Genomic DNA, 21,707 nt, shown 5'->3' on the forward strand with positions numbered 1-21,707 from the left:
TTATCCGCGCTCCGTGTCCGGGGCGGCCGCGAGGTAATCCGCTCCGTCAAAGGCATACAGCCGGGTGGGGTCGAGGTGGATCTCGAGGCGCTCGCCCGGGTGAACCTGGTGCACACCGCGTTCCTCGACCACCCATTCGTGACCAGCGACTTCCAGATGAACGTAAGTGACTGACCCGGCAATCTCTGCCACCTCGACATCGCCCTGCAGGGCAATGAGGTGATCCTGCGCCTGCACATACAGATGATGCGGGCGGATGCCGAAGGTGTAGTGGCCCGGCGCCAGATCCTGCATGTGCGCGGGGAGCGCGCCTTTGAACAAGCCCTCCACCTGAAACTGCCCGTCGCTGATCTGCCCCTGAATGAGGTTCATGGGTGGATCGGCAAAGACCTGCGTCACGGTGGTGGTCGCCGGCCGCCGGTAGCATTCGGCGGTGACGCCGTGCTGCACCAGCCGGCCTTCATGGAGCACGGCTGTCTTGCCGCCAAGCACCAGGGCCTCCTCGGGCTCGGTGGTGGCGTAGACCACCACGGTGTCCCGGTCCTTGAACAGCGTGCGCAGCTCTGTGCGCAACCCCTCGCGCAGCTTGTAGTCTAGGTTCACCAGCGGCTCATCGAGCAAAACCAGTTTGGCGTCGCGCACCAGGGCTCGGGCCATGGCACAGCGCTGCTGCTGGCCACCCGAGAGCTCGGAGGGCAGGCGATCAATCAAATGGTCGATACCTAGGCGCTCGGCCTCGGTGCGCACCCGTCGATCGATTTCCGACTGCTCCAGGCCGGCGAGCTTGAGCGGTGAGGCGATGTTGTCGTAGACGCTCAGCGAGGGGTAGTTGATGAACTGCTGGTACACCATGCCCACCGAGCGCTTGCGCACCGGGACCCTGGTGACATCCGCGCCGTCTTCAATCACCCGGCCCTTGTTGGGATGCTCCAGACCCGCCATCAAGCGCATCATGGTGGTCTTGCCCGCCTCGGTCAGCCCGAGCAGGACGTTAAACTCGCCACGCTCGAAGGTCAGATTGATGTCCTCAAGGAACATCTCCCCGCCCACGCTGCGACTCACCCCCTCAAGAACCAGGCTCATTATGCGGTCGCCCTCTTGGTATTCTGTCCGGCGAACCAGGCACTGACCCGCTCGCGTTCCGCGGGCTCGAGCATCAGCCCGATTCGACTCCGCCGCCAGATGGCGTCCTCGCCGGTCATCGCCCACTCGTATTCCGCCAGGTAGCGCAGCTCCGCTTCGTAGAGATCACTGCCGAAGTGCTCGCCGAGATCGGCAAGCGACCCGGCCTCACCCAGCATCGTCTCCACCGCGGTGCCGTAGTTACGCACCAACCGCCACGCCATGGCTTCCGGCAACCAGGGCCGGGACTGCTGGATGGCCGCCAGATAGGCGTCAAAGTCTTCGTTGGGCATGTCGCCGCCAGGCAGCGCGACCTTGCCGGTCCAATCCGTGATTTCCGCGCCGAGCAGCGGTGCCACCCGGTCCACCGCCTGCCGGGACAAGGTCCGGTAGGTTGTGATCTTGCCGCCGAATACGGACAGTACGGGCGCCGCGCTGTCGTCCAGGTCCAGGCTGTAATCACGGCTGACTGCGGAGACGTTTTCCTCGTCGGACTCGTCGTAGAGCGCCCGGACGCCCGAGTAGGTCCAGGCCACATCAGCCGGCGTGATCGGCTGCTTGAAGTAACGATTCACCGCCTCGCAGAGGTACTCGATCTCCTCGTCACTGGCCTCGGCGTCGGCGGGGTTGCCCTCGTAGGCCACATCGGTGGTGCCGATGAGCGTGAAGCGCTGTTCGTAGGGAATCGCGAAGATGACGCGGCCATCGGTGTTCTGGAACAGGTAGGAGGCATCGTGATCAAACATGGACGGCACGACGATGTGGCTGCCTTTGACCAGGTGCACGTCCTTGTCGTCGTTGCGGTGCATCGCTTCGCCCAGGAACTTCGCCACCCACGGGCCGGCGGCGTTGATCACGGCGCGGCTGGTGACTGTCTGGATCTGCCCACTCACGGTGTCGGTCAGCTCGACCTGCCAGGCATCGGCGCTGCGCTCGGCATCGGTGCAGCGGGTCCGCGGCATGACCTTGCCACCGCGCGCCTCGACATCCATGCAGTTCAGAACCACCAGGCGGGAGTCTTGCACCCAGCAGTCAGAGTAAATGAAGCCTTTTTTCAGGCTGTCATCGAGCGGCACACCCGCTTCGTGCTGCTGCAAATTGACGCCCTTTGAGCCGGCGAGCTTTTTGCGCCCACCCAAATGATCATAAAGAAACAGGCCCATGCGGATCATCCACGCCGGCCGCAGTGCCTTGACGTGCGGCATGACAAAGCGCAACGGCCAGATGATGTGCGGGGCAATGCCCATCAGGACTTCGCGCTCGGCCAGCGCTTTTTGCACCAGCTTGAATTCGTAGTATTCGAGGTAGCGCAGGCCGCCGTGGACCAGCTTGGTGCTGGCAGAGGAGGTGTAGTTGGCGAGATCGCCCTGCTCGACAAGCAGGACCTTCAGACCACGGCCAGCCGCATCCCGGGCGATGCCGGCGCCGTTGATACCGCCGCCGACGACGACCACGTCATAGACGTTTGTCTGCTGCGCACTGGAAGACACGAGTGCCTCTCCTCCGTTACCAATGAGCGACTATCCTGCCGCTTTGTAATGTTCGGTTTCAAACATACCACCCGACTTCGAGGAGTCAAGGTGAAAATTACCGAGCATTACCGCTCAACGATAACGAGCTTGGTATCGGTCTCCTGAAGTTGGCGGCGCAGCGCCAGTGGCGGCTCCCCGTCGGTGTAGAGCTCATCGACCTCACTCAGATCACCCACCCGCACCAGCGCATTGCGGCCGAATTTACTGTGATCCGCCCCCAACAGCACAGACCGCGCGTGACTCATGATGACCTGCAGCACCCGCACCTCGCGGTAATCGAAATCGAGCAAGGTGCCGTCGGGTTCGATACCGGAAATCCCCATCACTGCGTAATCGACTTTGAATTGCTTCATGAAATCGATGGTGGCCTCGCCGGTAATGCCGCGGTCGCGATGACGGACCACCCCACCGGCAATGATGACCTCGCAGCCCGGGTTTTCAGCGAGAATCCCGGCCACGTTCAGGTTGTTGGTAATCACGCGCAGGCCGCGGTGGTCGCGCAGTGAACGGGCGACGGCCTCGGCAGTGGTGCCCAGCGTGATGTACAACGAGGCCTGGTTGGGAATACGCGCCGCCATTGCCGCGCCAATACGATCCTTTTCTGCCGGATTGAGCACCTGACGGGCCTGATAGGCGACGTTCTCCACACTCGAGGGCAAACCCGCCCCGCCGTGATAGCGCCGCAAAAGCCCCAGGCTGCAAAGATCGTTGATGTCCCGTCGAATCGTTTGCGCCGTCACCCTGAAGTGCTGTGCCAGGCCCTCAACAGAGACAAAACCGCGCTCCTGGACCAGGTTGAGCATGGCTTGCTGGCGACGATTCAGCTCCACGGCGCCTTGATCTGCCGCTGTCACTGCGCTCCCTCCCTCTTTTCGCTTGTGAACACCAAGCTTGACTTTTTTCGGGTGCGTTCGATCATACCGGTTCCCATGACGTGCGCAATTTATTCAGGAGGAGGGCTGAGGCATGGCAGAGCGCGACGGCATCATCGCCATTGACCAGGGCACCACCAGTTCACGGGCCATCGTTTTTGAACTCCAGGGCAAGATCATGGCCACCGCCCAGCAGGAATTCCCGCAGCATTACCCGCACAGCGGCTGGGTAGAGCACGACCCGCAGGACCTCCTCGACTCCACAATCAACACCTGCCGGCGGGCCATCCGCGCGGCCAAGGCCGCCGGCGTCCACCCGAGCACCATCGGAATCACCAACCAGCGTGAGACCACCGTTGTGTGGGATCGCCAGACCGGCGAGCCCGTGCACAATGCGGTCGTCTGGCAGGACCGACGCACGGCCGAGCGCTGCGCTGCGCTGAAGGCCGCTGGACACGAGGCCTTGATCGCGGAGCGCACGGGCTTGCTGCTCGACCCTTACTTCTCGGCCACCAAGATCGCCTGGATCCTCGATAACACCCACGGCGCCCGGGAGCGCGCCAACAAAGGCGAACTCGCCTTCGGCACGGTGGACACCTGGCTGCTGTGGAAACTCACTGGGGGCCGCAGTCATGCCACTGACGCGACCAACGCCAGTCGGACGCTGTTGTTCGACATTCATCGCCAGTGCTGGGACGAGGAGCTGCTGGGGCTTTTCGATATTCCGCTGGCGCTCATGCCCGAGGTGCGCGACAGCGCCTCGGCCTTTGGCACAACCGATGCCGATATCCTGGGTGTCGCGCTGCCGGTCGAGGGCATCGCCGGAGACCAGCACGCCGCCATGGTGGGGCAGTGCTGCTTCCGGCCGGGGATGATCAAGAGTACCTACGGCACCGGCTGCTTTGCCCTGATGAACACCGGCGCTGAGGCCGTGCCCTCCCGCAACCGTTTGCTCACCACCACGGCTTACCGGATCAACGGCGAGCCGACCTACGCCCTTGAGGGGGCGATTTTCATTGCCGGCGCGGCGATCCAATGGCTGCGCGACGAGTTAGGCATCATCGCCCACGCCTCTCAAAGCGAAGGCCTCGCCAATGATGCCGAGGCCGAAGGGCTCTACATGGTGCCCGCGTTCACTGGCCTGGGCGCGCCATGGTGGGATCCAAATGCCCGCGGCGCGATTTTCGGGCTGACGCGCAACACGGGCGTACCGGAATTTGTGCATGCCGCCCTGGACTCGGTGTGCCTGCAGACCGGGGATCTTCTCGAGGCGATGGCCGGCGACTCCGGCGCCCAGCAGGAGACCCTGCGAGTCGATGGCGGCATGGTGGCCAATAACTGGCTGCTCCAGCGCCTGGCCGATTTAACCGGGCTTGCCGTGGAGCGACCGGAGATCATTGAGACCACGGCACTGGGGGCCGCCTGCCTGGCTGGCCTGCAGCATGGCCATTACGAGTCGCTGGAAGACCTGGGATCACAGTGGGCACTCAACCGGCGCTTTGAGCCGGCGATTTCGCGGAGCGCCCGGGAGCATATTGTCGAGGGCTGGCATGACGCGGTGCGCCGCACGCTGACCACCTGAACAGTGGCTGTTATGATGCGGGTTTTGACCGGAGGCGAGCATGCAGTACCTGCACACGATGGTCCGCATCACTGACATCGACGAGTCCCTGCGCTTTTACTGCGGGCTACTCGGCATGGAGGAAATCAGCCGCCGGGACAGCGAACAAGGCCGCTTTACCTTGATCTTCCTGGCTGCGCCCGCCGACACGGACCGGGCCCGCTCCGAGGACAAGGCCCCGATGCTTGAGCTCACCTTCAACTGGGATCCAGAGAGCCTGAGTGGCGGGCGCAACTTTGGCCATCTGGCCTATCGGGTCAACGACATCTACGGCCTGTGCCAACGCCTGATGGATAACGGCGTCACCATCAACCGGCCGCCACGCGACGGGCACATGGCGTTTGTTAAATCACCGGATGGCATTTCCATCGAACTGCTGCAAAAGGGCGACCCCCTGCCAGCGCAGGAGCCCTGGACGTCAATGGCCAACACAGGTAGCTGGTAATGAGCCGTCGGGACGGGCTTGGCCTGGCCGGCTGGACGCTGCTGGTGGTCATTACCGCCATGGGCGGCATTCTGAGCCCGCCCGGCGCGTGGTATGCGGGGCTTGCGAAACCCCCCATGACACCGCCGGATCTGCTCTTTCCCATCGCCTGGACGGTGCTTTACCTCACGATGATCGCGGCGGCCTGGCAGGTCTGGCGACGCATCGGGCTGATCGCGGGGCTGGCCGTTTTGCTGCCCTTTGTCGCCCAGCTCGGCGCAAACGGTCTGTGGAGTATTCTCTTTTTCCAGTGGCACCGTCCCGACCTGGCGCTGGTCAATCTGGTGGTGCTACTGGCCCTGGTGGCACTCACCATCTGGCGCTTCCACCGGGTTCATCCACCCGCTGCCTGGCTGTTGGTACCGTACCTGGTCTGGCTCGGCTACGCGGGCTACCTCAACATTGGCATTATCGTGCTGAATGGCCCAGCGCCGCCGGCCTGAGCCTGGTCAGTCCGCGCGAATCCGCTCCTGCCATTCCGCCTCGGTAAACTCCAACCCCTCGCGCTCCCACGGCGGCACGGGGGTAAAGATCTCCACCAGATAATCCACAAACGCCCGCACCTTGCGCGACAAATGGCGCCGATGGGGATACAGCACGAAATAGGCTGAGCTCTCGTGGGGGTACTGCGGGAGCACCGGGACAAGCTCACCCCGGCGAATCGCGGGCATCACCAACCACGTGGATAGACGCGCCAGGCCCGCGCCGGCCAGTGCGGCCTCGTAGAGGCCATCGGCGGTATTCGCTCGAAAATTGCCTTTCACATGCAACACGCGATGCCCGTGCTCGGGGTCTTCAAATGCCCAGTCGTTGAACTGCGAGACCTCATAGAGCGTGAGGCAGTTGTGCTCCAGCAGCTCCTCAGGGGCGTGCGGCTTGCCGTGCTGGCGGATGTACTCGGGAGACGCGCAGATGATCCGCCGGTTGACGCAAAGTCGGCGGGCAATGACGGAGGGATCTTCCATCTGCTCGCGCCATTGAATGGCCACGTCAATGCCTTCCTCAATCAGGTCGACGTGGCGGTCGGTCAGTTCGAACTCCACGTTCAGGTCGGGGTAGCGCTCAAGAAACTCGCTGATCCGCGGCAGCACCTCGACTCGGCCAAAGGCGACTGTCGCGGCCACGCGCAATGTCCCGCGCGGGTTTTCATTGAGCGCCGTGACCGCCTCTTCGGCCTCTTCGATCTCCTGGATGATCCGCGAGCAGCGATCGTAGTAGGCGTGACCGACCTCGGTGAGGCTGACCCGCCGGGTTGTGCGGTTGAACAGCCGCACCCCGAGGCGGTCTTCAAGGCGCCGAATCTGCTTGCTGACCGCCGAAGGCGTCAGGTCAAGATCGCGGGCGGCCGCGGAGAAGCTGCCCTTGTCCACGGCCCGCACAAACATGTGCATTTCTGCTGCCCGATCCATCGCTTACTTATGCCTCTTGATCAACAATACTATGACGGAATGCCGGATTATCCTTTCATGGGAACAGCTTATGCTTCCTACCAACGATCTGAAACCCATCATACGAGGTGTCCCATGAATCATCGCGAACTCTCGCCCGTCGAGATTGATGCGGCCCTTCGTCAGGCCGAGGCCATCCGCAGCGCTTATATTGCCGGCGCCTGCAAGTCGATGGTCGCCCGCATCCGTGAGGGCCTCGGTCATCGGGCCGCCGCCCAGCATGGTTTGACCAGCGCTTAACCGAATAGTTGAGCGCCGAGCGCCCGGAGCACCCAAAGCACGATCATGCCCGCCACGAGCGTCGCAATCGTGCCGCGGGTGCGCCAGGCCACCAGGGCCGCCACCGCCCCTGCCGCCAGGCGCGGGCCATCCAGCTGGCTCGTTTCGGTTAGCCGCACCAAGCCCGGCAGCACCAACGCAGCAAACACGGCTGGAGGCACATAGTTCAGCCCCCGCCTGATGAGATCGGGCAGTTGCAAACGCCCGCCGAAAACGATGAACGAGCCGCGCCAGAGATAGGTGCCCGCGCCGATTGCCAAAATGAGCCACCACAGCGGATCAATCATCGCGCCACCACGCCTCAGCCAGCACGCCGGCGATAATCCCGGCGCTTGCCCCCAAGGTGAGGCCTAACCCCGCCGGCAGCCCCTGTCCCAGCACCGAGAGCGTGCCCGCCACGAGCGCGGCGACCGCGGCTGGGCGGCTGCGGACCGCGGGTACGAGCAGCGCCAGAAACACCAGTGGCACGATAAAGCCGAGCTCCCAGCTCGGTGGGACAGCCGTGCCCGCCCAGTAGCCAAACGCCGTTGAGAGCTGCCAGAACACCCACAGCGGCAGCGCCGCGCCCAGGTAAAACCAGTGACTCGAAGGCGGCGGCTCGTTTCCCATCACCCGGGAAATGGTGAGCGCGTAGGCCTGGTCTGTGAGCAAATAGGCCATCGGCGTGCGCCAGCGCAGTGGCAGATGCGCTAAATGCGGGCCCAGGTGGGCGCTGTACATAAGCATGCGCAGGTTGATCAGCAAGGCCGTCACGATCACCAGCACGCTGGCCGCGCCCGCGTCGATTAACTGCAGCGCGGCAAGCTGAGAGGCCCCGGCAAAGACAATCAATGAGAAGCCCATCGTCAACTCAAAGCCGATCCCGGCATCCAGTCCGGCAACGCCCGCGGTCACGCCGAACGGCGAGATCGCCGCCACCATGGGGGCGACGGCTTTCAGACCGGTGGCAAAAGCAGCACGGCGCTGGGGCACGGACGCGACCCGCCCCGGCTCAGGCGGGTGGTGGCGCGGTCTCGGCGAATGCCGGACGCGCGGTCATGCGAGCCAGCCAATCACTGGCAGAAGGGCGCCAGTCCCGCCAGACCACTGTCTCGGGATAGCGAAAATCCAGCCAGTCCAGTGCCACGGCCGAGGCCAGATCACCAAGATCCGGATCGCCATCCCGCTCACTGTCGATCTGCTCCACCAGTGCCTGGGTGGTGCGCTGAAGCTGCTCACGGCGCCGATTGGCCAAAGTGGTGGTGGCATCGCCATGGCGCTGCTCCACCAGCAGGCCAATCCCCGCGTCCAGACAGCCCAACGCAGCACCCAGCCGGCTATGCACCGATTCCACGTTATCCCGGGCCATCAGCCGGGGCTCGGGATAGCGGCGCTCGAGGTAAAGCACAATGACACCGGCCTCGGTGAGGGCATCCTGCTGGTGAGTGACAAGCGTGGGCACACGGCAGGCCGGGTTGACGGCGAGCAACTCGGCGGGCGTCTCCCACGGATCAAGAAAGTGGTAGTCCACCCGCTCGTTGAGCTGTTTTTCCAGCAACACCACACGCACCAGGCGCGCGTAGGGTGAGGTGGGTGATGTGTATAGCTGCATCAAAGCACTCCCCCGAATGATCGGCGCCTAGCATACCCCCCGGCACGGCCGGAGCAACCCATCTAGCGGTTCCGCCAGCGGCCGACCGCCTCACTGGCGTTGTGGCCCAGCATGAGCAGGCAGGGCGTGAGCACAAGCGTGAGCACAGTAGCGAACGTGAGCCCGCCGGCAATCGTCGCGGACAGCTGCGCCCACCACTGCGTCGAGGGGGCATTGAACTCGAGGTTGCGGCCGAGGAGGTCGACGTTGAGCTTGAGCACCATCGGCATCAGCCCGAGCACCGTGGTCACCGAGGTCAGCAACACCGGGCGCAGGCGCTGGGCGGCCGTGCGAATAATGGCCTCGCGCACCGCCATGCCCTCCGCGCGCAGGGCGTTGTAGGTATCAATCAGCACAATGTTGTTGTTCACAACAATGCCGGCCAGCGCGATCATGCCCACCCCGCCCATCACGATGCTGAATGGCCGCTGGGTGATCATCAGCCCCAGCAACACGCCCGCACTCGAGAGCACAATGGCCGAGAGCACCAGCGTGGTCTGGTAGAGACTGTTGAACTGCGTGACCAGAATGATGCCCATCAGCGCAATGGACACAACAAAGGCTTGCGAGAGAAAGGCCTGCGCCTCGCGTTGATCCTCGTCCTCGCCCTTGAAGCTCACCTGCACGCCCTCCGGCGGCGGCTCGGATTGCAGTGAGGCACGCAGCGCCTGAACGCGCTCATCCACCAGTCGGCCACTTTCCACATCCGCGCTGATGGTCAGGACGCGCTGGCTGTCGATGCGCTCAAGCGTGCCCACCTTGGGGGTGGGCACGAAGTCCACGAAGTTGCTAACTGGCACCTGACCATACTGCGTGGGCACTCGTAGTTGGCCGAGGTGATCGAGGCTGCGCTGCTCCACCGGAAAGCGCACCCGAATATCGAGCTCGTCATCGGCATCGTCGGGGCGGTAATCAGCAATGAGCACGCCATTGGTGACTAGTTGCACGGCGTTACCCACCAGTTGGACATCGGCGTTGTAGCGGGCTGCGCGCTCGCGATCGACTTGCAGCGACCAGTCGATGCCCGGCAACGGCCGGTTATCCTGCACATCAGCAAAACCGCCGAGTTCACGCATGCGCTCACGAACGCGCTCCACCCCCGCATCCAGTTGATCGGACAACCCGGAGAGCTGCAGCTCGATGGGCTTGGCCTGGCCCGGTCCCTGTTGCTGCTGGGTAATCTGCACACGAATCCCGGGGATGTCCCCGAGGGCGCCGCGAATATCACCCACAATGGCTTCGGCCGGGCGCCGACGGGTCCAGTCCACAAAATCGAGCTGCACAATGCCTATGGCATCCCGTGCCAGTGACTGCCCCCCGGTGCGCGTGGGATCGGCAAAGACGCGCGTATAGGCGAACTCGACCTCGTCAAAATCGGCGAGCCGCTCTTCTACCGCGCGGACGAGTTCATCTTTTTCATAAATCGACAAATCCCCCCGGGCCTGGACCTGAACCCGGGCGTAATCCGGCTCAGTGGACGGGAAGAACTCCACACCCGCGCCGAAGCGGCCATACGCAATGTAGGTGCTAATAACCGCGGCCAACATAAAAAGGGCCACAGATCCCGGGCGTTGCAAGGCTCCGCCCAGGAAACGGGCATACGCACCACTAAAGCCCGTGAGCGTTGTCAGATCACCGCTCTCGGCGATGCGGATTCGCTCGAAATGCGCCCCCTGATGCCCACCCGGGCGCGCAAACCACCCCCCCAGTACCGGAATAAAAATCAGCGCCATCACCAGTGATGCCGCCAGCGTGACCAGCACAGTGATCGGCAGGTATTTCATGAACTGCCCGACCAGCCCGCTCCAGAAGAGCAGCGGCACGAACACCGCGAGCGTTGTCACCGTGGCGGCGGTAATCGGCCAGCTCATGCGCTGAGCGCCATAGCGGTAGGCCTCGGTGGGCGACCAGCCCTCGGTCATGCGTCGCTCAGCCAGCTCCACGACCACAATGGCCGCGTCCACCAGCATGCCCACCACGAGAATTAGGCTGAACAACACGACGATGTTCATCGTGTAGCCCATGGCGTGGACCGCCAGGATGCCGGTCAGAAAAGCCCCGGGAATGGCCAGGCCCACCAGCAATGCCGGGCGCCAGCCCATCACCGCCACCACCACGATCATGACCAGCACGACGGCGGTCACCACGTTGTTCTGCAGGTCGCGCAGCATGGTGCGAATGTCCTCGGAGCGGTCCTGGAGGTAGGTCACCTCCAGCGAGGACGGCCACTCGGCACCCACTTCGGCCACGATGCTGCGGATCTGGTCATTGACCTCGATGATATTGGCGCCAAGCCGCTTGGAGACCTCCAGCGTCACCGCCGGCTGGCCATTAATGCGCGCGAATTCGTTGGGGTCCTTGAACGTGCGCCGGACCGTGGCGACGTCGGAAAACGTCACAACCCGGTCGCCATCCACTTTGACCGGCAGGCCGAGGACATCGTCCATGTTCTCGATCACCCCCGGGACCTTGACCGAGAGCCGACCCGCGCCCGTATCGAGCGCCCCTGCCGCAATCAATCGGTTATTCCGGTCCACCAGGTTGAACAGATCAGCGTAGGAGACGTCGTAGGTCTGCATGACCCGGTCATCCACCGCTACCTCAAGCTGCTCCTCGCGATTGCCGCCGATATCCGCCTCGAGCACGCCGGGCAGCGCCTCGATCCGATCCTGCAGGTCTTCGGCCACATCGATCAGCGCGCGCTCGGGCACCGGACCCGAGAGCCCCACGGTCAGTACCGGGAAAAGTGCGACGTTCACCTCGCTCACCCGGGGTTCTTCAGCGCCCTGGGGGAGCTCGGATTTGGCGATATCCACGCCCTCGCGGACATCATCGAGGGCGCGGTCGGCGTCAAAACCCGCGTCAAACTCGAGGGTGACCGAGGCAAACCCCTCGGTTGCCGTGCCCTTGATCTCGTCGAGGCCCTCGATGCTCGAGAGTTCGCGCTCCATGGGCCGCACTAACAGGCGCTCCGCGTCCTCGGGCGAGATGCCCTCGTAGGCCATGGAGACGTAAATCACGGGGATATTAACGTCGGGCTCAGCCTCCTTGGGGATGTCCTGGTAGGCAATCGTGCCCATCGCCAGCACCAGGAGCAGCACCAGGGTGACCGAGCGGCTGCGACTGAACGCCGCGGCAATCAGGGCCCGCATCGCCCTTAATTCCCGCCGGAGGTCATCGGCGCCTGGCGGGCGGCCTCGGCGTCGGTCTCAGGGGTCGCCTCGTCCCGCGGAACGGCATTAACGCGCTCGCCATTGCGCACAAAGCCCTGCCCCACGGTGATCACGCGTGGCGCATCCGGCAGGCCGGTGACATACACCCCATCGCGATCCGCGCGGACGATGTCCACGGCATGGAACACCACCGCATCATCCGCGTTCACGACTTTCACGCCCACCTCGCCGGACTCCTCCAGAGAAAGCCAGGCCGGGCTCAGAAAAACAGCCTCCACCGACGGCTGCGGAATGCGCACTGTGGCACTCACCCCCACGGGTAGGCCGTCCGGATTTGGCGCGGCCACTTCCACCCGAAAGGTGCGCGCACCCGACTCGGCCGCACCGCTGATGTAGCGGACCTGACCGGTCAGCGTGTCGCCCGTCGCCAACTCGATCTCTGCCTCGGTACCCAGCCGAACCTTGCCGATGTCCTGCTGGGCGATGTCGGCCACGGCAATCATGGGATCGGCATCCAGCAATCGGGCCACCTCATCGCCAACGGCCAGATAATCGCCCTCGTCTACCGAACGGCGCTCCACCACCCCGCTCACCGGCGCGGTGATCCGGGTATTGGCAATGTCCTCTTCGATGCTCGAGAGCTGGGCGCGGGCCGTCTCCAGCGCGGCCTCCGCTTCATTGACCGCAATCTCGGACTGAAAACCCTCGCCCTGAAGCCGCCGGGCCGCCTGGAAATCGGCGGTGCGCTGGGCGACGCGCGCCTTGGCCTCGGCCAATTGGGCCTCCCGATCGGCCAGGTCGAGCCGCAGGATCAAATCCCCGGCGTCTACCGTGTCGCCCTCCTCGGCGAGCACCTCGATCACTCGGCCCTCCGTCTCGGCACGCACGCGCACATCGCGCTCGGCCTGCGTGTCACCCTGGCTTTCGAGGAAACGATCCACCGATTCGGACGAAAGCGTCGTTACCCGCACATCCATGCGCGCTTCCGGCTCGGACTCGGCCGCTTCCTGGGCCGGCGCATCGCTGCCATCAAACAGCCCACTCAGCATCCACAAGCCCAGCACCAGGGCGATCGACGCAGCAATAAGGTAGGACTTCAGGTTCATGGCCTGTCAGTCCTGATCAAGGCGGTGGCCGAACTTCGCGGCCTTGGTTTCAAGATAGGCGTGGTTATGGGGATTACGCCCGGCCAGGATGGGCAATCGCTCAAGTACCTGAATACCCGCGGCTTCAAGGCCAAGCACCTTTTGCGGGTTGTTTGTGAGCAGCTTGAGCCGCTCAACGCCCAGGGTGCTGAGCATGGCGGCCGCCACCCCGTAGTCGCGGGCGTCAGGCGCGAAGCCCAGCGCCTCGTTGGCCTCGACCGTGTCGGCCCCTTCACGATCCTGCACACCATAGGCGCGAATTTTGTTTAAAAGTCCGATGCCGCGGCCTTCCTGGCGCAGGTAAATCAGCACGCCCTCGCCGGCCTCACCAATCCGCTTCATGGCCGCCTCGAGTTGCGGGCCACAGTCACAGCGCTGGCTAAAGAGGGCATCACCGGTGAGGCACTCGGAGTGCACGCGCACCAGCGGCGCGGGCGCCGCGTCGGGCTGGCCCATGACCAGGGCCACGTGCTCACTGCCGTGGGCGTCTTCAAAGCCGTGAATCCGGAACTCGCCCCATTGCGTGGGCAGCCGGGCTTCACCCGTCTCGGTGGCTTTTAATTCCGGCGGGTTGGCAGGCTCACTCGTCATCCTCAAAGAATATCACGCGCCCCTTCCATGAGGCGCGTCGAGGTCCAGCACAGGGCCCGCCGGAATGATGCCTGTCGGGTTAATCATGGGGTGGCTGGTGTAGTAGTGGCGCTTGATGTGATCCAGGCTCACCGTCTCGGCGATGCCCGGCTGCTGATAGAGATCGCGCAGGTAACCGCGCAAGTGCGGGTAGTCATCAATGCGGCGCAGGTTGCACTTGAAATGCCCGACATACACCGCATCAAAGCGCACGAGCGTGGTAAAGAGCCGCCAGTCCGCCTCGGTGATGGCCTCACCGGTCAGATACCGGTGCTCGCCCAGGCGCGCCTCGAGCTCATCCAGTGCGTTGAACAGCGCCGTGACCTCGCGCTCGTAGACGGCCTGTGCCGTCGCAAACCCGGATTTATAAACGCCGTTGTTCACGGCGTGATAGATCCGCTCGTTGAGTGCATCGATCTCACTCGCGAGCGCGCCCGGATACAGGTCGAGCGTATCATCCACGCCCGGCAGCGCGTTGAAGGCACGGTTTAGCATGCGCACCAGATCAGCGGATTCGTTACTCACGATGGTCTCGCGTTCGCAATCCCAGAGCACCGGCACGGTGACCCGGCCGGTGTAGTGCGGGTCCGCCTTCTGGTAGAGCTCGTGCATAAACGCCAGCCCATAGAGCGGCTCGTCAGTCGCCTCGGGATAGCCGCCATCGAAATGCCAGCCGCCACTGCCCATGGTGGGGTGCACAACCGACAGGCCAATATGCGGCTCAAGGCCCTTGAGCTTGCGCACGATGAGGGTGCGGTGGGCCCACGGGCAGGCCAGGGAGATGTAGAGATGGTAGCGGCCCGTGACCGCAGGGAAGTCGCCATCGGGCTCGATCCAGCGCCGGAAAACGGTTTCCGGGCGCTCGAAGCGCCCACCGGTCGACTCGGTGTCGTACCAGTCGTCATGCCAAACGCCATCAACCAACAATCCCATCGTTTAAACCCCTAACCCGCCAGTTTTGCGGTGATGTCGGCCACATGGTGCCCCTGAAAGCGGGCAATCGTGAGCTCGTTCTCGCTCGGCTGACGGCTGCCATCGCCATCAGCCAAGGTGGTGGCGCCATACGGCGTGCCACCGGTGATTTCTTCCATGGTGGTGAGCTCGGGGCAGGAATAGGGGACACCCACTACCACCATGCCCTGATGGAACAGGGTGGTGTGAAACGAGGTGAGGGTCGTCTCCTGACCGCCGTGCTGACTGCCGGTGCTCGCAAAGACACTGCCCACCTTGCCGATCAGCTTGCCGGCTGCCCACAGACCGCCGGTCTGATCAAGAAAATTGCGCATCTGCGCGGCCATGTTCCCGAACCGTGTGGGGGTGCCGAAGATAATGGCATCGTAGTCGGCCAGCTCATCCGGGGTGGCGATGGGTGCGGCCTGATCCACCTTGGCGCCCATGCTGGCAACGACCTCGTCGGGCATCAGCTCCGGCACGCGCTTAATGGTCACTTCGGTGCCATCCACGCGGCGGGCCCCCTCGGCAATGGCGCCTGCCATCGTCTCTACGTGGCCCCAGGTGCTGTAATACAAAACCAGAATTTTGCTCATCGTTTGACTCCTTGTGATGGGTAACTGAGTGCTCGGCCGGCGGCTCGCGCCATGCCACGGATCACGGACCACTCCGCCTGCACCCGCCGCAGACTGCTTTGCCAGGCGGCGCGGGCATGGTCACGGCGCGCGGGCGCGGTAGCCTCAGCCTGCAGACACTGCCGGGCAACGGCCAGCGCCTCGTCTGCCGAGTGATCAAGCGAATAGGCCTCGGCGGTTGAGGCCAGTGACGCGCGGACAGCCTGCGGTGTTCTTTCGGCCCAGTCCAGCCATTCCAGCAGGACGGCGGCAAAGTCCGACGTGCCTGCATCAGCAGGCAACAATCGGCCATTGGCGCCATCCTCAAGCACCTCGCGCGCACCGGGTGCATCCAAAGCAACCACGGGTGCACCAGCGGCCATGGCCTCAGCGAGCACCAGGCCCTGGGTTTCCGTGTGCGAGGCAAACGCAAACAGGTCCATGGCAGCATACGCATCCGCCAGGGCCGGCCATTCCAGCGCGCCGGTCAGACAGACCCGATCTCCCACGCCCGCCTGCGCCACCTGGTCGGCAATCGCCTCGTGCTCAGCTCCCTCGCCGACGATCAAGACCTGCGCACGCGGGGACTGTGCCAGGGCCTTCAGCAGGGCATCCGTGAGATAACTCAGGTTTTTCTCCTCGGCCAGACGACCCACATGCCCCATGACGGGCGCGTCCGGATCGAGCCCCCAGGCTTGGCGAAATGCCGCGCCATCCCCACTCGCAAACGCCGCGCGGTCAATGCCGGTTGGCACCACAGCAATCGGCGTCTCCACGCCGCGGTCGACCAGCAGGTCCGCAATGCTCTGACTCGGGGCGATAACCTGATCGGCACTATTGGCATAACTGGTCGAGAGCTCGACGACAAAGCGCTTGAGGGCGGGCGAGTCACCGGGCACGTAATGGGTGTAGCTCTCGTAGAGTGTGTGATGCGTGAACACCAGCGGACAGTTGCGCTCAGCGGCGACCCGCAATGCCGTCGAGCCAATCAGAAACGGGTGATGGGCGTGAATGATGTCGGGCTCGAAGGCATCCAGCGCCTCATCCAGGCGCCCGGGCACCGGCAGCACCACCGAGAAATCGCTGCCGTTGAAATTCTGAATGGCCGGGATGCGCACCACGTCTGGCTCATCCGCCGGGGCATTCGGAAAGACCGGCGCCACGACCAGCACCCGATGTCCGCGGTCACGATACGCCTCGGTAAACGCCGAGACGGAGCGGGCGACACCCCCCACATGAGGGAGGTAGGTGTTGGTCATCATGACGATGTTCATGGCGTTGATTCCGGTAGTTGGGCCGTGCGCAGCGCGCCCGTCATCTCAAGAGGCTGCCGGCCGGGCAGCGCGATGCGCACCCAATCCGGATCAGGGCCGTCAATCGCCCATTCTACGCGATGGGCCCCACGCGCATCCGGATGCACGGTGACCCGCACGGCGCCGTGGGGCGTTGGCGTGGGCCCGAAGCCGAGCACCTCGCCGGCCTGGAGCCAGCGCGTCTGTAATCCCGCGCCCAGCACGAGGCCCCCGTTTTCTTCGCGAACAAAAGCATGACGCATCATGGCCACCCACTCCGCGGCGGCCCAGACATGCTGGCCATCCCCCATACAGCCGCCGTAGGTGCCCGGATGAATGGCCTCAGGCCACTGTCCGGTGGGACTGGCGAGCGCCGCGACCGCATCCATGAGCTCAAGGCCCCGCGCGTCCCCGGCCCGCAAGAGCACCTGAGCCAGATGCAAGGTGAGATAGGCATTCACGCCGGAGTGGATCATCTCCTGGAAAAAGCCACCATGGACCCGATGGGCCGCAAGCAGGTACTCCACCGTGCCCAGCAAGCGCGGATCATCCGCTGCAACCGACTGGAGCGGGTAGCCGATGGCGATGGATCCGATCGCCCCCGCGTCCATGCGCCGACGCGGGGAGGCTGGAATGGCGGCCCGGCCCAGGCGCGTGACATCCGCGTCATGGGCCCGCGTGAGGCTGGCTGCAAGATCATCCGCCTGCGCTCGCATCCAATCGGCGAGCTGCCGATCACCGGCGGCGTCCACAGTGACCGCCGCCGCCCTGAGGCCGCCAACGGCCCAGTCGTCATCCCAGTAGTAGTAGTCGTTCGGGCCGAGATGCTCGGCGCTAAAGCCCGCCGGCAGGAGCCCCGCCTCCGGCACGGCATCATCCGCGGGCAGGCGCTTGCGCTCGATCCAGTGCGCACCGCGACGAATCACTCGCAGCCACTCCGCCTGGCTCACCCCCGCGGGCAGACGCCCGGTCAATGCATGAAAGCGCGCCAGAATCCACAGGGCCTGGCCGTTGGCATCCCACTCGCCCTCCTGGCTGTGAAAATACCCGGTGGCCCGGGTCTGGCGCTCAGGAAACCGCGCCAGCGCCTGCTCAGCACGGTCGGCAAAGCCCGCATGCAGCAAGGCGTGGATGATAAAGGCGGCATCCCGGAACCAGAACCGGCGGTAGGTGTAGGGCCCCGGGTAGATGTCTTCCACGGAATGGAGCAGCAGGGTCCGCAGCGCCGTGTCATAAAGGTGCTGAAAGCGCGCATCGGGGACCTGCAGTTGCGCGGCACCCGCAAGCGCCGAGGCCCAGCCGACCGCATCGGGCTGCGTTGCCGCCGCTGGCAGCGGAATGCGCAGCCGAATCGTGCGCGCCTCACCGGGCCCCAGGTTGTACAACGCCACCGCTGTCACCAACCCGGTATCGCAGTCGGTTGACGCCCCGGAGACCGGTGCCGGCGCGTCGCCACTGTTTGCTTTCAGCGCCGCATCGCCGCCCACATAATCCGAGCTCGCGAACGCATCGGGTTGGGTATCAAAGTGCACGTCGGTGACGGCGCTGCCGGGCTCGTCATCCTGCACCTGCCAACGCCAGCCGCCAGCCCTACCGGTCTCATCGGCCAGGCATTGGACGCGCTGAATAAAACTGATCCCCTCGGGGTTATACGGCCGCAAGGCAATGGCCAACTGCCCGCCCGTGGCGCTCTCCGCCTCGTAGTCACACACCAGGACATGGCTCGACGCCATCGGCCCGGACTCGCGCCAGACCTGGGCCCGGGTCTCCAGCGTCATCCCCGATTGGGCGGTCTGCGTGGTCAGCCGAAGATCGTCCGGCTCATTGGTCAGCGACTGCTTCGCCGTTTTGGCGCGCGATGGATACAGCGCCGTCCCATCAGCGCCCAGGATCCAGCCATCCAGCGACCAGCCATCCTCCATCGCCGTCACCAGGCCCCGGGGGTCCACAATGGGAAGCGCCGCGCAGTCTGGCCGGCCCACGGCGGTCCAGTTCCGATGGGTCAGGTTGACGTGGGTGATGCTGAAGGCCCGCGGCAGAAACGCCGAGCTATAGGGATCGAACTGCTGCTCGATCCAGTAGGGCCAGACCCAATCCAGATTGTGCTGAATGACCCGGGTGTTAATCAGGCCGCGGGCATGAAACACCATGCCAGCCCGCAATAACTCAATAGGCTCCGCCACTTCCGAGGGCTGGCCGAAGCGGCGCAGCCGCGCCATCAGCGCCAGCGGATCGAGAAAGCCCTGGGAGCGCGCCGCCCGCCGAAGTAACCAACGCCATGGCAGCCAGCGGATTACACCCATCAATCGCATTGATCAATTCCTCGTTGTCGATTTAACCGTCAACCCATGTAGAATCTGACGGTTCTGCATCCATAACGGAGATCGGTGATGAATCCCGACCTGGACCACCATTTTGAGGAAATCATTCGTGGCATCGGCGAAGACGTCACCCGCGAGGGACTGGCTAAAACCCCCTATCGCGCCGCCCGTGCCATCGAGTACCTGACCCAGGGTTATCAGCAGTCGCTTGATGATCTCGTCAATGATGCGTTGTTCGAATCCGACAGCGATGAGATGGTCATTGTTCGCGACATCGAGTTCTACTCGCTTTGCGAGCATCACGTCCTGCCTTTTATCGGCCGTGCCCAGGTGGGGTATATCCCCAACGGCAAGGTCATCGGGCTGTCGAAGATCGCGCGGATTATCGATATGTACGCCCGCCGGCTGCAGATCCAGGAAAAACTCACACGCGATGTGGCTGAGGCCATCCAGGAGGCCACCGGGGCCCTGGGCGTCGCGGTGCAGATGGATGCCAAGCACCTGTGCATGATGATGCGTGGGGTCAACAAGCAGAACTCCGAGATGAGCTCATCGGTCATGCTCGGCGCGTTCCGTGACTCCCAGTCCACGCGCAATGAATTTCTCCAGCTCATTCGCCGGTAACGCCCATGGCCAACGACGGACTCCAGCGACCGCTCTCTCGCATCCACATCAAGGATCTGCGCCTGCGCACGTTTATCGGTTTTAACGATGAAGAGCAGCGCAAGCGCCAGGATGTGGTGGTCAACATCCGCATCGACTACGACGCGTTGCCCGCCGCCCGGGGCGATGCCGTCGCCGAAGCGCTCGACTATAAAACGATCACCAAGGAGGTGATCGCCCATGTCGAGGACAACCGCTTCCTGCTCCTGGAGAAGCTCGTCAACGACCTTGTCGAAATCGCCATGGCGCATCGCCCCGCGGTGCAGGCCGAGGTGGAAGTCGACAAGCCCCATGCGCTGCGCTTCTCCGATTCCGTCTCGCTGACCATGTCGGCGAGCCGCGCCCCCCGCTAACCCATCGCCGCCTGGTTCTCACTCCTGGCGGTGTGTCTGCTCGGGGCCATGTCCCCGGGGCCCAGTCTGGCCCTGGTGGTTCGCAATACCGTCCAACAGGGCCGAGGCGCCGGCCTGGCCACGGCGCTGAGCCATGGTTTGGGCGTGGGGCTCTATGCACTGGCAACGGCCCTTGGCCTCGCCGCGCTCGTGGCCACCCAGCAGGCCCTGTTTAATGGGCTAACGCTCGCTGGATCGGCCTATCTGCTCTGGCTTGGCGCCCGTGCCCTGCGGGGTACCGGCCGATTTGAGGCGAGCACCGACGCGCCCGTCATCACCAAGCGGCCCTGGGGTAGCGTGCGCGATGGGCTGGCAATGGCGTTGCTCAATCCAAAAATCGCGGTCTTTTTCCTGGCGCTGTTCAGCCAGTTCACCCGCCCGGACGCCGGCATCCTTGAAGTGGCCATTCTCGCCGGCACGGCCACGGCCGTGGATGCAGGCTGGTATGCCGCTGTGGCCCTTGTGCTGTCAGGCCAGGGCCTCAGCGCGTGGCTGCGCCGTTATGGCGTCTGGATTGAGCGGCTGACCGGCGCGGTGCTCGTCTTCCTGGCCCTGACCACGGCGATCCGGGCCCTCGGGGGTTAATGGGCCAGTAACACCGGTAGGGTCATTTCACTTAAAACGCGCCGTGTGGTCCCGCCCAGGACCAGCTCCCGCAGCCGCGAGCGCCCGTAGGCGCCCATCACCAAAAGATCGGCATCAAAATCCGCGGCCGCCGAGAGCAGCGCGTCCGCCACCGGGATATCGGACCTCGTCTGATCATTGGCCTCGACCGGTACCGCATGGCGCGCCAGATGCGCGGCAATATCGGCACCCGGCACATCCCCATGTCGTCCTTGCGATCCCTGCTGGCTGCCAACCACCACCTGCACCGCCTCGGCTTGACGCAGTAACGGCAGGGCATCGCTCACCGCCCGCGCACTCTCGCGGCTGCCATTCCAGCCAATGATGACCCGACGGCCGACAGGCCGACGTTGCCAGGCATACGGCCATGCGAGCACGGGCCGGCCCGCCAGGACGGCGGCCTGACCAGGCAGATCACCGGGCACCAGATCCGCAGGCCGATCGGGGTCCATCTGCCCGACGATCAGCAGATCGGCGTAACGTGCCTGCAACGCGATCACATCCAGCGTGTTGCGATCGATGCGCAAATCCTCCACGGCTCGCCACTCGGTGCTGATCGCCCGCGAGTCGACGCCCTCTTTAAAGGCCGCCGCCAGCCGGGCATTGCGGGTTTTCCAGGCCTCCCGATAACGATCAAGCGCCTCCGGGGGAAGATACTCGGCATGCGCCGCGAGCGGCTCGGCCACGGCCAGCCCGGTTAAGCGCGCGGACAGCCCCTCAGCCAGCGCTGCGCTCGCTTTGGCGTGCTCGAGCGCGTGGCCGTCATCACTGAGGTAGAGCAGGATGTCGCGAATCATGAGGCCCCCATCGGCTCATCCACTGTGATCTCAGAATTACGCCACTGCCTGATACACTTGCAACCCTTTGCCGATTCCGCTGTCGGATCACGCATACCCGAATCCACGCAAACAGGA

22 protein-coding genes are annotated in these 21,707 nt (G+C 64.3%); 7 read left to right on the forward strand and 15 right to left on the reverse strand.

The window, feature by feature from the left end:
- The 3 genes from SPISAL_RS08085 to SPISAL_RS08095 form a co-directional block, all read right to left on the reverse strand.
- A complete protein-coding gene (locus SPISAL_RS08085) occupies positions 1-1,083 on the reverse strand; it encodes an ABC transporter ATP-binding protein (RefSeq protein WP_016353985.1) in 1,083 nt (360 codons plus the stop codon).
- Entirely contained in the window at positions 1,083-2,612 is a 1,530-nt protein-coding gene (gene glpD, locus SPISAL_RS08090) for a glycerol-3-phosphate dehydrogenase (protein WP_016353986.1), read from the reverse strand. The genes SPISAL_RS08085 and glpD overlap by 1 nt, the downstream gene beginning before the upstream one ends.
- 107 nt (positions 2,613-2,719) lie before the next feature.
- On the reverse strand, positions 2,720-3,508 hold the full coding sequence (locus SPISAL_RS08095; protein WP_016353987.1) for a DeoR/GlpR family DNA-binding transcription regulator: 789 nt from the start codon (positions 3,506-3,508) through the stop codon (positions 2,720-2,722).
- 112 nt (positions 3,509-3,620) lie between these two features.
- On the opposite strand from SPISAL_RS08095, the gene glpK reads away from it, so the two are divergent.
- The 3 genes from glpK to SPISAL_RS08110 are packed head-to-tail and all read left to right on the forward strand — an operon-like array spanning position 3,621 to position 6,074.
- On the forward strand, positions 3,621-5,108 hold the full coding sequence (gene glpK, locus SPISAL_RS08100) for a glycerol kinase GlpK (RefSeq protein ID WP_016353988.1): 1,488 nt from the start codon (positions 3,621-3,623) through the stop codon (positions 5,106-5,108).
- Between the two features lie 40 nt (positions 5,109-5,148).
- Positions 5,149-5,592 carry a VOC family protein gene (locus tag SPISAL_RS08105; RefSeq protein ID WP_016353989.1) on the forward strand — a complete coding sequence of 148 codons (444 nt, stop codon included), beginning with the start codon at positions 5,149-5,151 and terminating at the stop codon, positions 5,590-5,592.
- Positions 5,592-6,074, forward strand: coding sequence for a TspO/MBR family protein (locus SPISAL_RS08110; protein ID WP_016353990.1), 483 nt, complete (start codon positions 5,592-5,594; stop codon positions 6,072-6,074). Before SPISAL_RS08105 ends, SPISAL_RS08110 begins: the two co-directional genes overlap by 1 nt.
- 6 nt (positions 6,075-6,080) lie before the next feature.
- On the opposite strand, the gene SPISAL_RS08115 is transcribed toward SPISAL_RS08110, so the two are convergent.
- A complete protein-coding gene (locus SPISAL_RS08115) occupies positions 6,081-7,040 on the reverse strand; it encodes a LysR family transcriptional regulator (RefSeq protein ID WP_016353991.1) in 960 nt (319 codons plus the stop codon).
- Between the two features lie 114 nt (positions 7,041-7,154).
- Between SPISAL_RS08115 and SPISAL_RS08950 the strand changes: the two genes are divergently transcribed.
- Positions 7,155-7,319 carry an RSP_7527 family protein gene (locus SPISAL_RS08950; RefSeq protein ID WP_187287966.1) on the forward strand — a complete coding sequence of 55 codons (165 nt, stop codon included), beginning with the start codon at positions 7,155-7,157 and terminating at the stop codon, positions 7,317-7,319.
- On the opposite strand, the gene SPISAL_RS08120 is transcribed toward SPISAL_RS08950, so the two are convergent.
- The 10 genes from SPISAL_RS08120 to SPISAL_RS08165 all read right to left on the reverse strand — a co-directional run bounded on the left by SPISAL_RS08120 (position 7,316) and on the right by SPISAL_RS08165 (position 19,105).
- Entirely contained in the window at positions 7,316-7,645 is a 330-nt protein-coding gene (locus SPISAL_RS08120) for an AzlD domain-containing protein (protein WP_016353992.1), read from the reverse strand. The genes SPISAL_RS08950 and SPISAL_RS08120 overlap by 4 nt on opposite strands.
- Positions 7,638-8,330: an AzlC family ABC transporter permease gene (locus SPISAL_RS08125; RefSeq protein WP_016353993.1), complete on the reverse strand. Its 693-nt coding sequence runs from the start codon at positions 8,328-8,330 to the stop codon at positions 7,638-7,640. Before SPISAL_RS08125 ends, SPISAL_RS08120 begins: the two co-directional genes overlap by 8 nt.
- 19 nt (positions 8,331-8,349) lie before the next feature.
- Entirely contained in the window at positions 8,350-8,949 is a 600-nt protein-coding gene (locus tag SPISAL_RS08130; protein WP_016353994.1) for a glutathione S-transferase family protein, read from the reverse strand.
- Between the two features lie 62 nt (positions 8,950-9,011).
- Entirely contained in the window at positions 9,012-12,140 is a 3,129-nt protein-coding gene (locus SPISAL_RS08135) for an efflux RND transporter permease subunit (RefSeq protein WP_016353995.1), read from the reverse strand.
- Positions 12,141-12,145: 5 nt separating this feature from the next.
- Positions 12,146-13,267, reverse strand: coding sequence for an efflux RND transporter periplasmic adaptor subunit (locus SPISAL_RS08140; RefSeq protein ID WP_016353996.1), 1,122 nt, complete (start codon positions 13,265-13,267; stop codon positions 12,146-12,148).
- Positions 13,268-13,273: 6 nt separating this feature from the next.
- The gene (gene ribA / locus SPISAL_RS08145) at positions 13,274-13,897 is read right to left on the reverse strand and encodes a GTP cyclohydrolase II (protein ID WP_016353997.1); all 624 of its coding nucleotides are present in this window, start codon (positions 13,895-13,897) and stop codon (positions 13,274-13,276) included.
- Positions 13,898-13,909: 12 nt separating this feature from the next.
- Positions 13,910-14,869 carry a glutathione S-transferase family protein gene (locus SPISAL_RS08150; RefSeq protein WP_016353998.1) on the reverse strand — a complete coding sequence of 320 codons (960 nt, stop codon included), beginning with the start codon at positions 14,867-14,869 and terminating at the stop codon, positions 13,910-13,912.
- 11 nt (positions 14,870-14,880) lie between these two features.
- A complete protein-coding gene (wrbA, locus tag SPISAL_RS08155) occupies positions 14,881-15,483 on the reverse strand; it encodes an NAD(P)H:quinone oxidoreductase (RefSeq protein ID WP_016353999.1) in 603 nt (200 codons plus the stop codon).
- Positions 15,480-16,775 carry a glycosyltransferase gene (locus SPISAL_RS08160; RefSeq protein ID WP_016354000.1) on the reverse strand — a complete coding sequence of 432 codons (1,296 nt, stop codon included), beginning with the start codon at positions 16,773-16,775 and terminating at the stop codon, positions 15,480-15,482. The genes wrbA and SPISAL_RS08160 overlap by 4 nt, the downstream gene beginning before the upstream one ends.
- Positions 16,772-19,105 carry a hypothetical protein gene (locus SPISAL_RS08165; RefSeq protein ID WP_016354001.1) on the reverse strand — a complete coding sequence of 778 codons (2,334 nt, stop codon included), beginning with the start codon at positions 19,103-19,105 and terminating at the stop codon, positions 16,772-16,774. Before SPISAL_RS08165 ends, SPISAL_RS08160 begins: the two co-directional genes overlap by 4 nt.
- A gap of 78 nt (positions 19,106-19,183) precedes the next feature.
- Between SPISAL_RS08165 and folE the strand changes: the two genes are divergently transcribed.
- The 3 genes from folE to SPISAL_RS08180 are packed head-to-tail and all read left to right on the forward strand — an operon-like array spanning position 19,184 to position 20,754.
- On the forward strand, positions 19,184-19,738 hold the full coding sequence (gene folE, locus SPISAL_RS08170) for a GTP cyclohydrolase I FolE (RefSeq protein ID WP_016354002.1): 555 nt from the start codon (positions 19,184-19,186) through the stop codon (positions 19,736-19,738).
- Positions 19,739-19,743: 5 nt separating this feature from the next.
- Entirely contained in the window at positions 19,744-20,130 is a 387-nt protein-coding gene (folX, locus tag SPISAL_RS08175; protein ID WP_016354003.1) for a dihydroneopterin triphosphate 2'-epimerase, read from the forward strand.
- A 48-nt stretch (positions 20,131-20,178) separates the two neighbouring features.
- Positions 20,179-20,754, forward strand: coding sequence for a LysE family translocator (locus SPISAL_RS08180; RefSeq protein WP_016354004.1), 576 nt, complete (start codon positions 20,179-20,181; stop codon positions 20,752-20,754).
- Here the strand turns inward: SPISAL_RS08180 and SPISAL_RS08185 are convergent.
- A complete protein-coding gene (locus tag SPISAL_RS08185; RefSeq protein ID WP_016354005.1) occupies positions 20,751-21,590 on the reverse strand; it encodes a universal stress protein in 840 nt (279 codons plus the stop codon). The two genes, SPISAL_RS08180 and SPISAL_RS08185, sit on opposite strands and share 4 nt — an antisense overlap.
- Between the last annotated feature and the right edge of the window lie 117 nt (positions 21,591-21,707).

This window comes from Spiribacter salinus M19-40 (assembly GCF_000319575.2).
Classification (GTDB): Bacteria; Pseudomonadota; Gammaproteobacteria; order Nitrococcales; family Nitrococcaceae; genus Spiribacter; species Spiribacter salinus.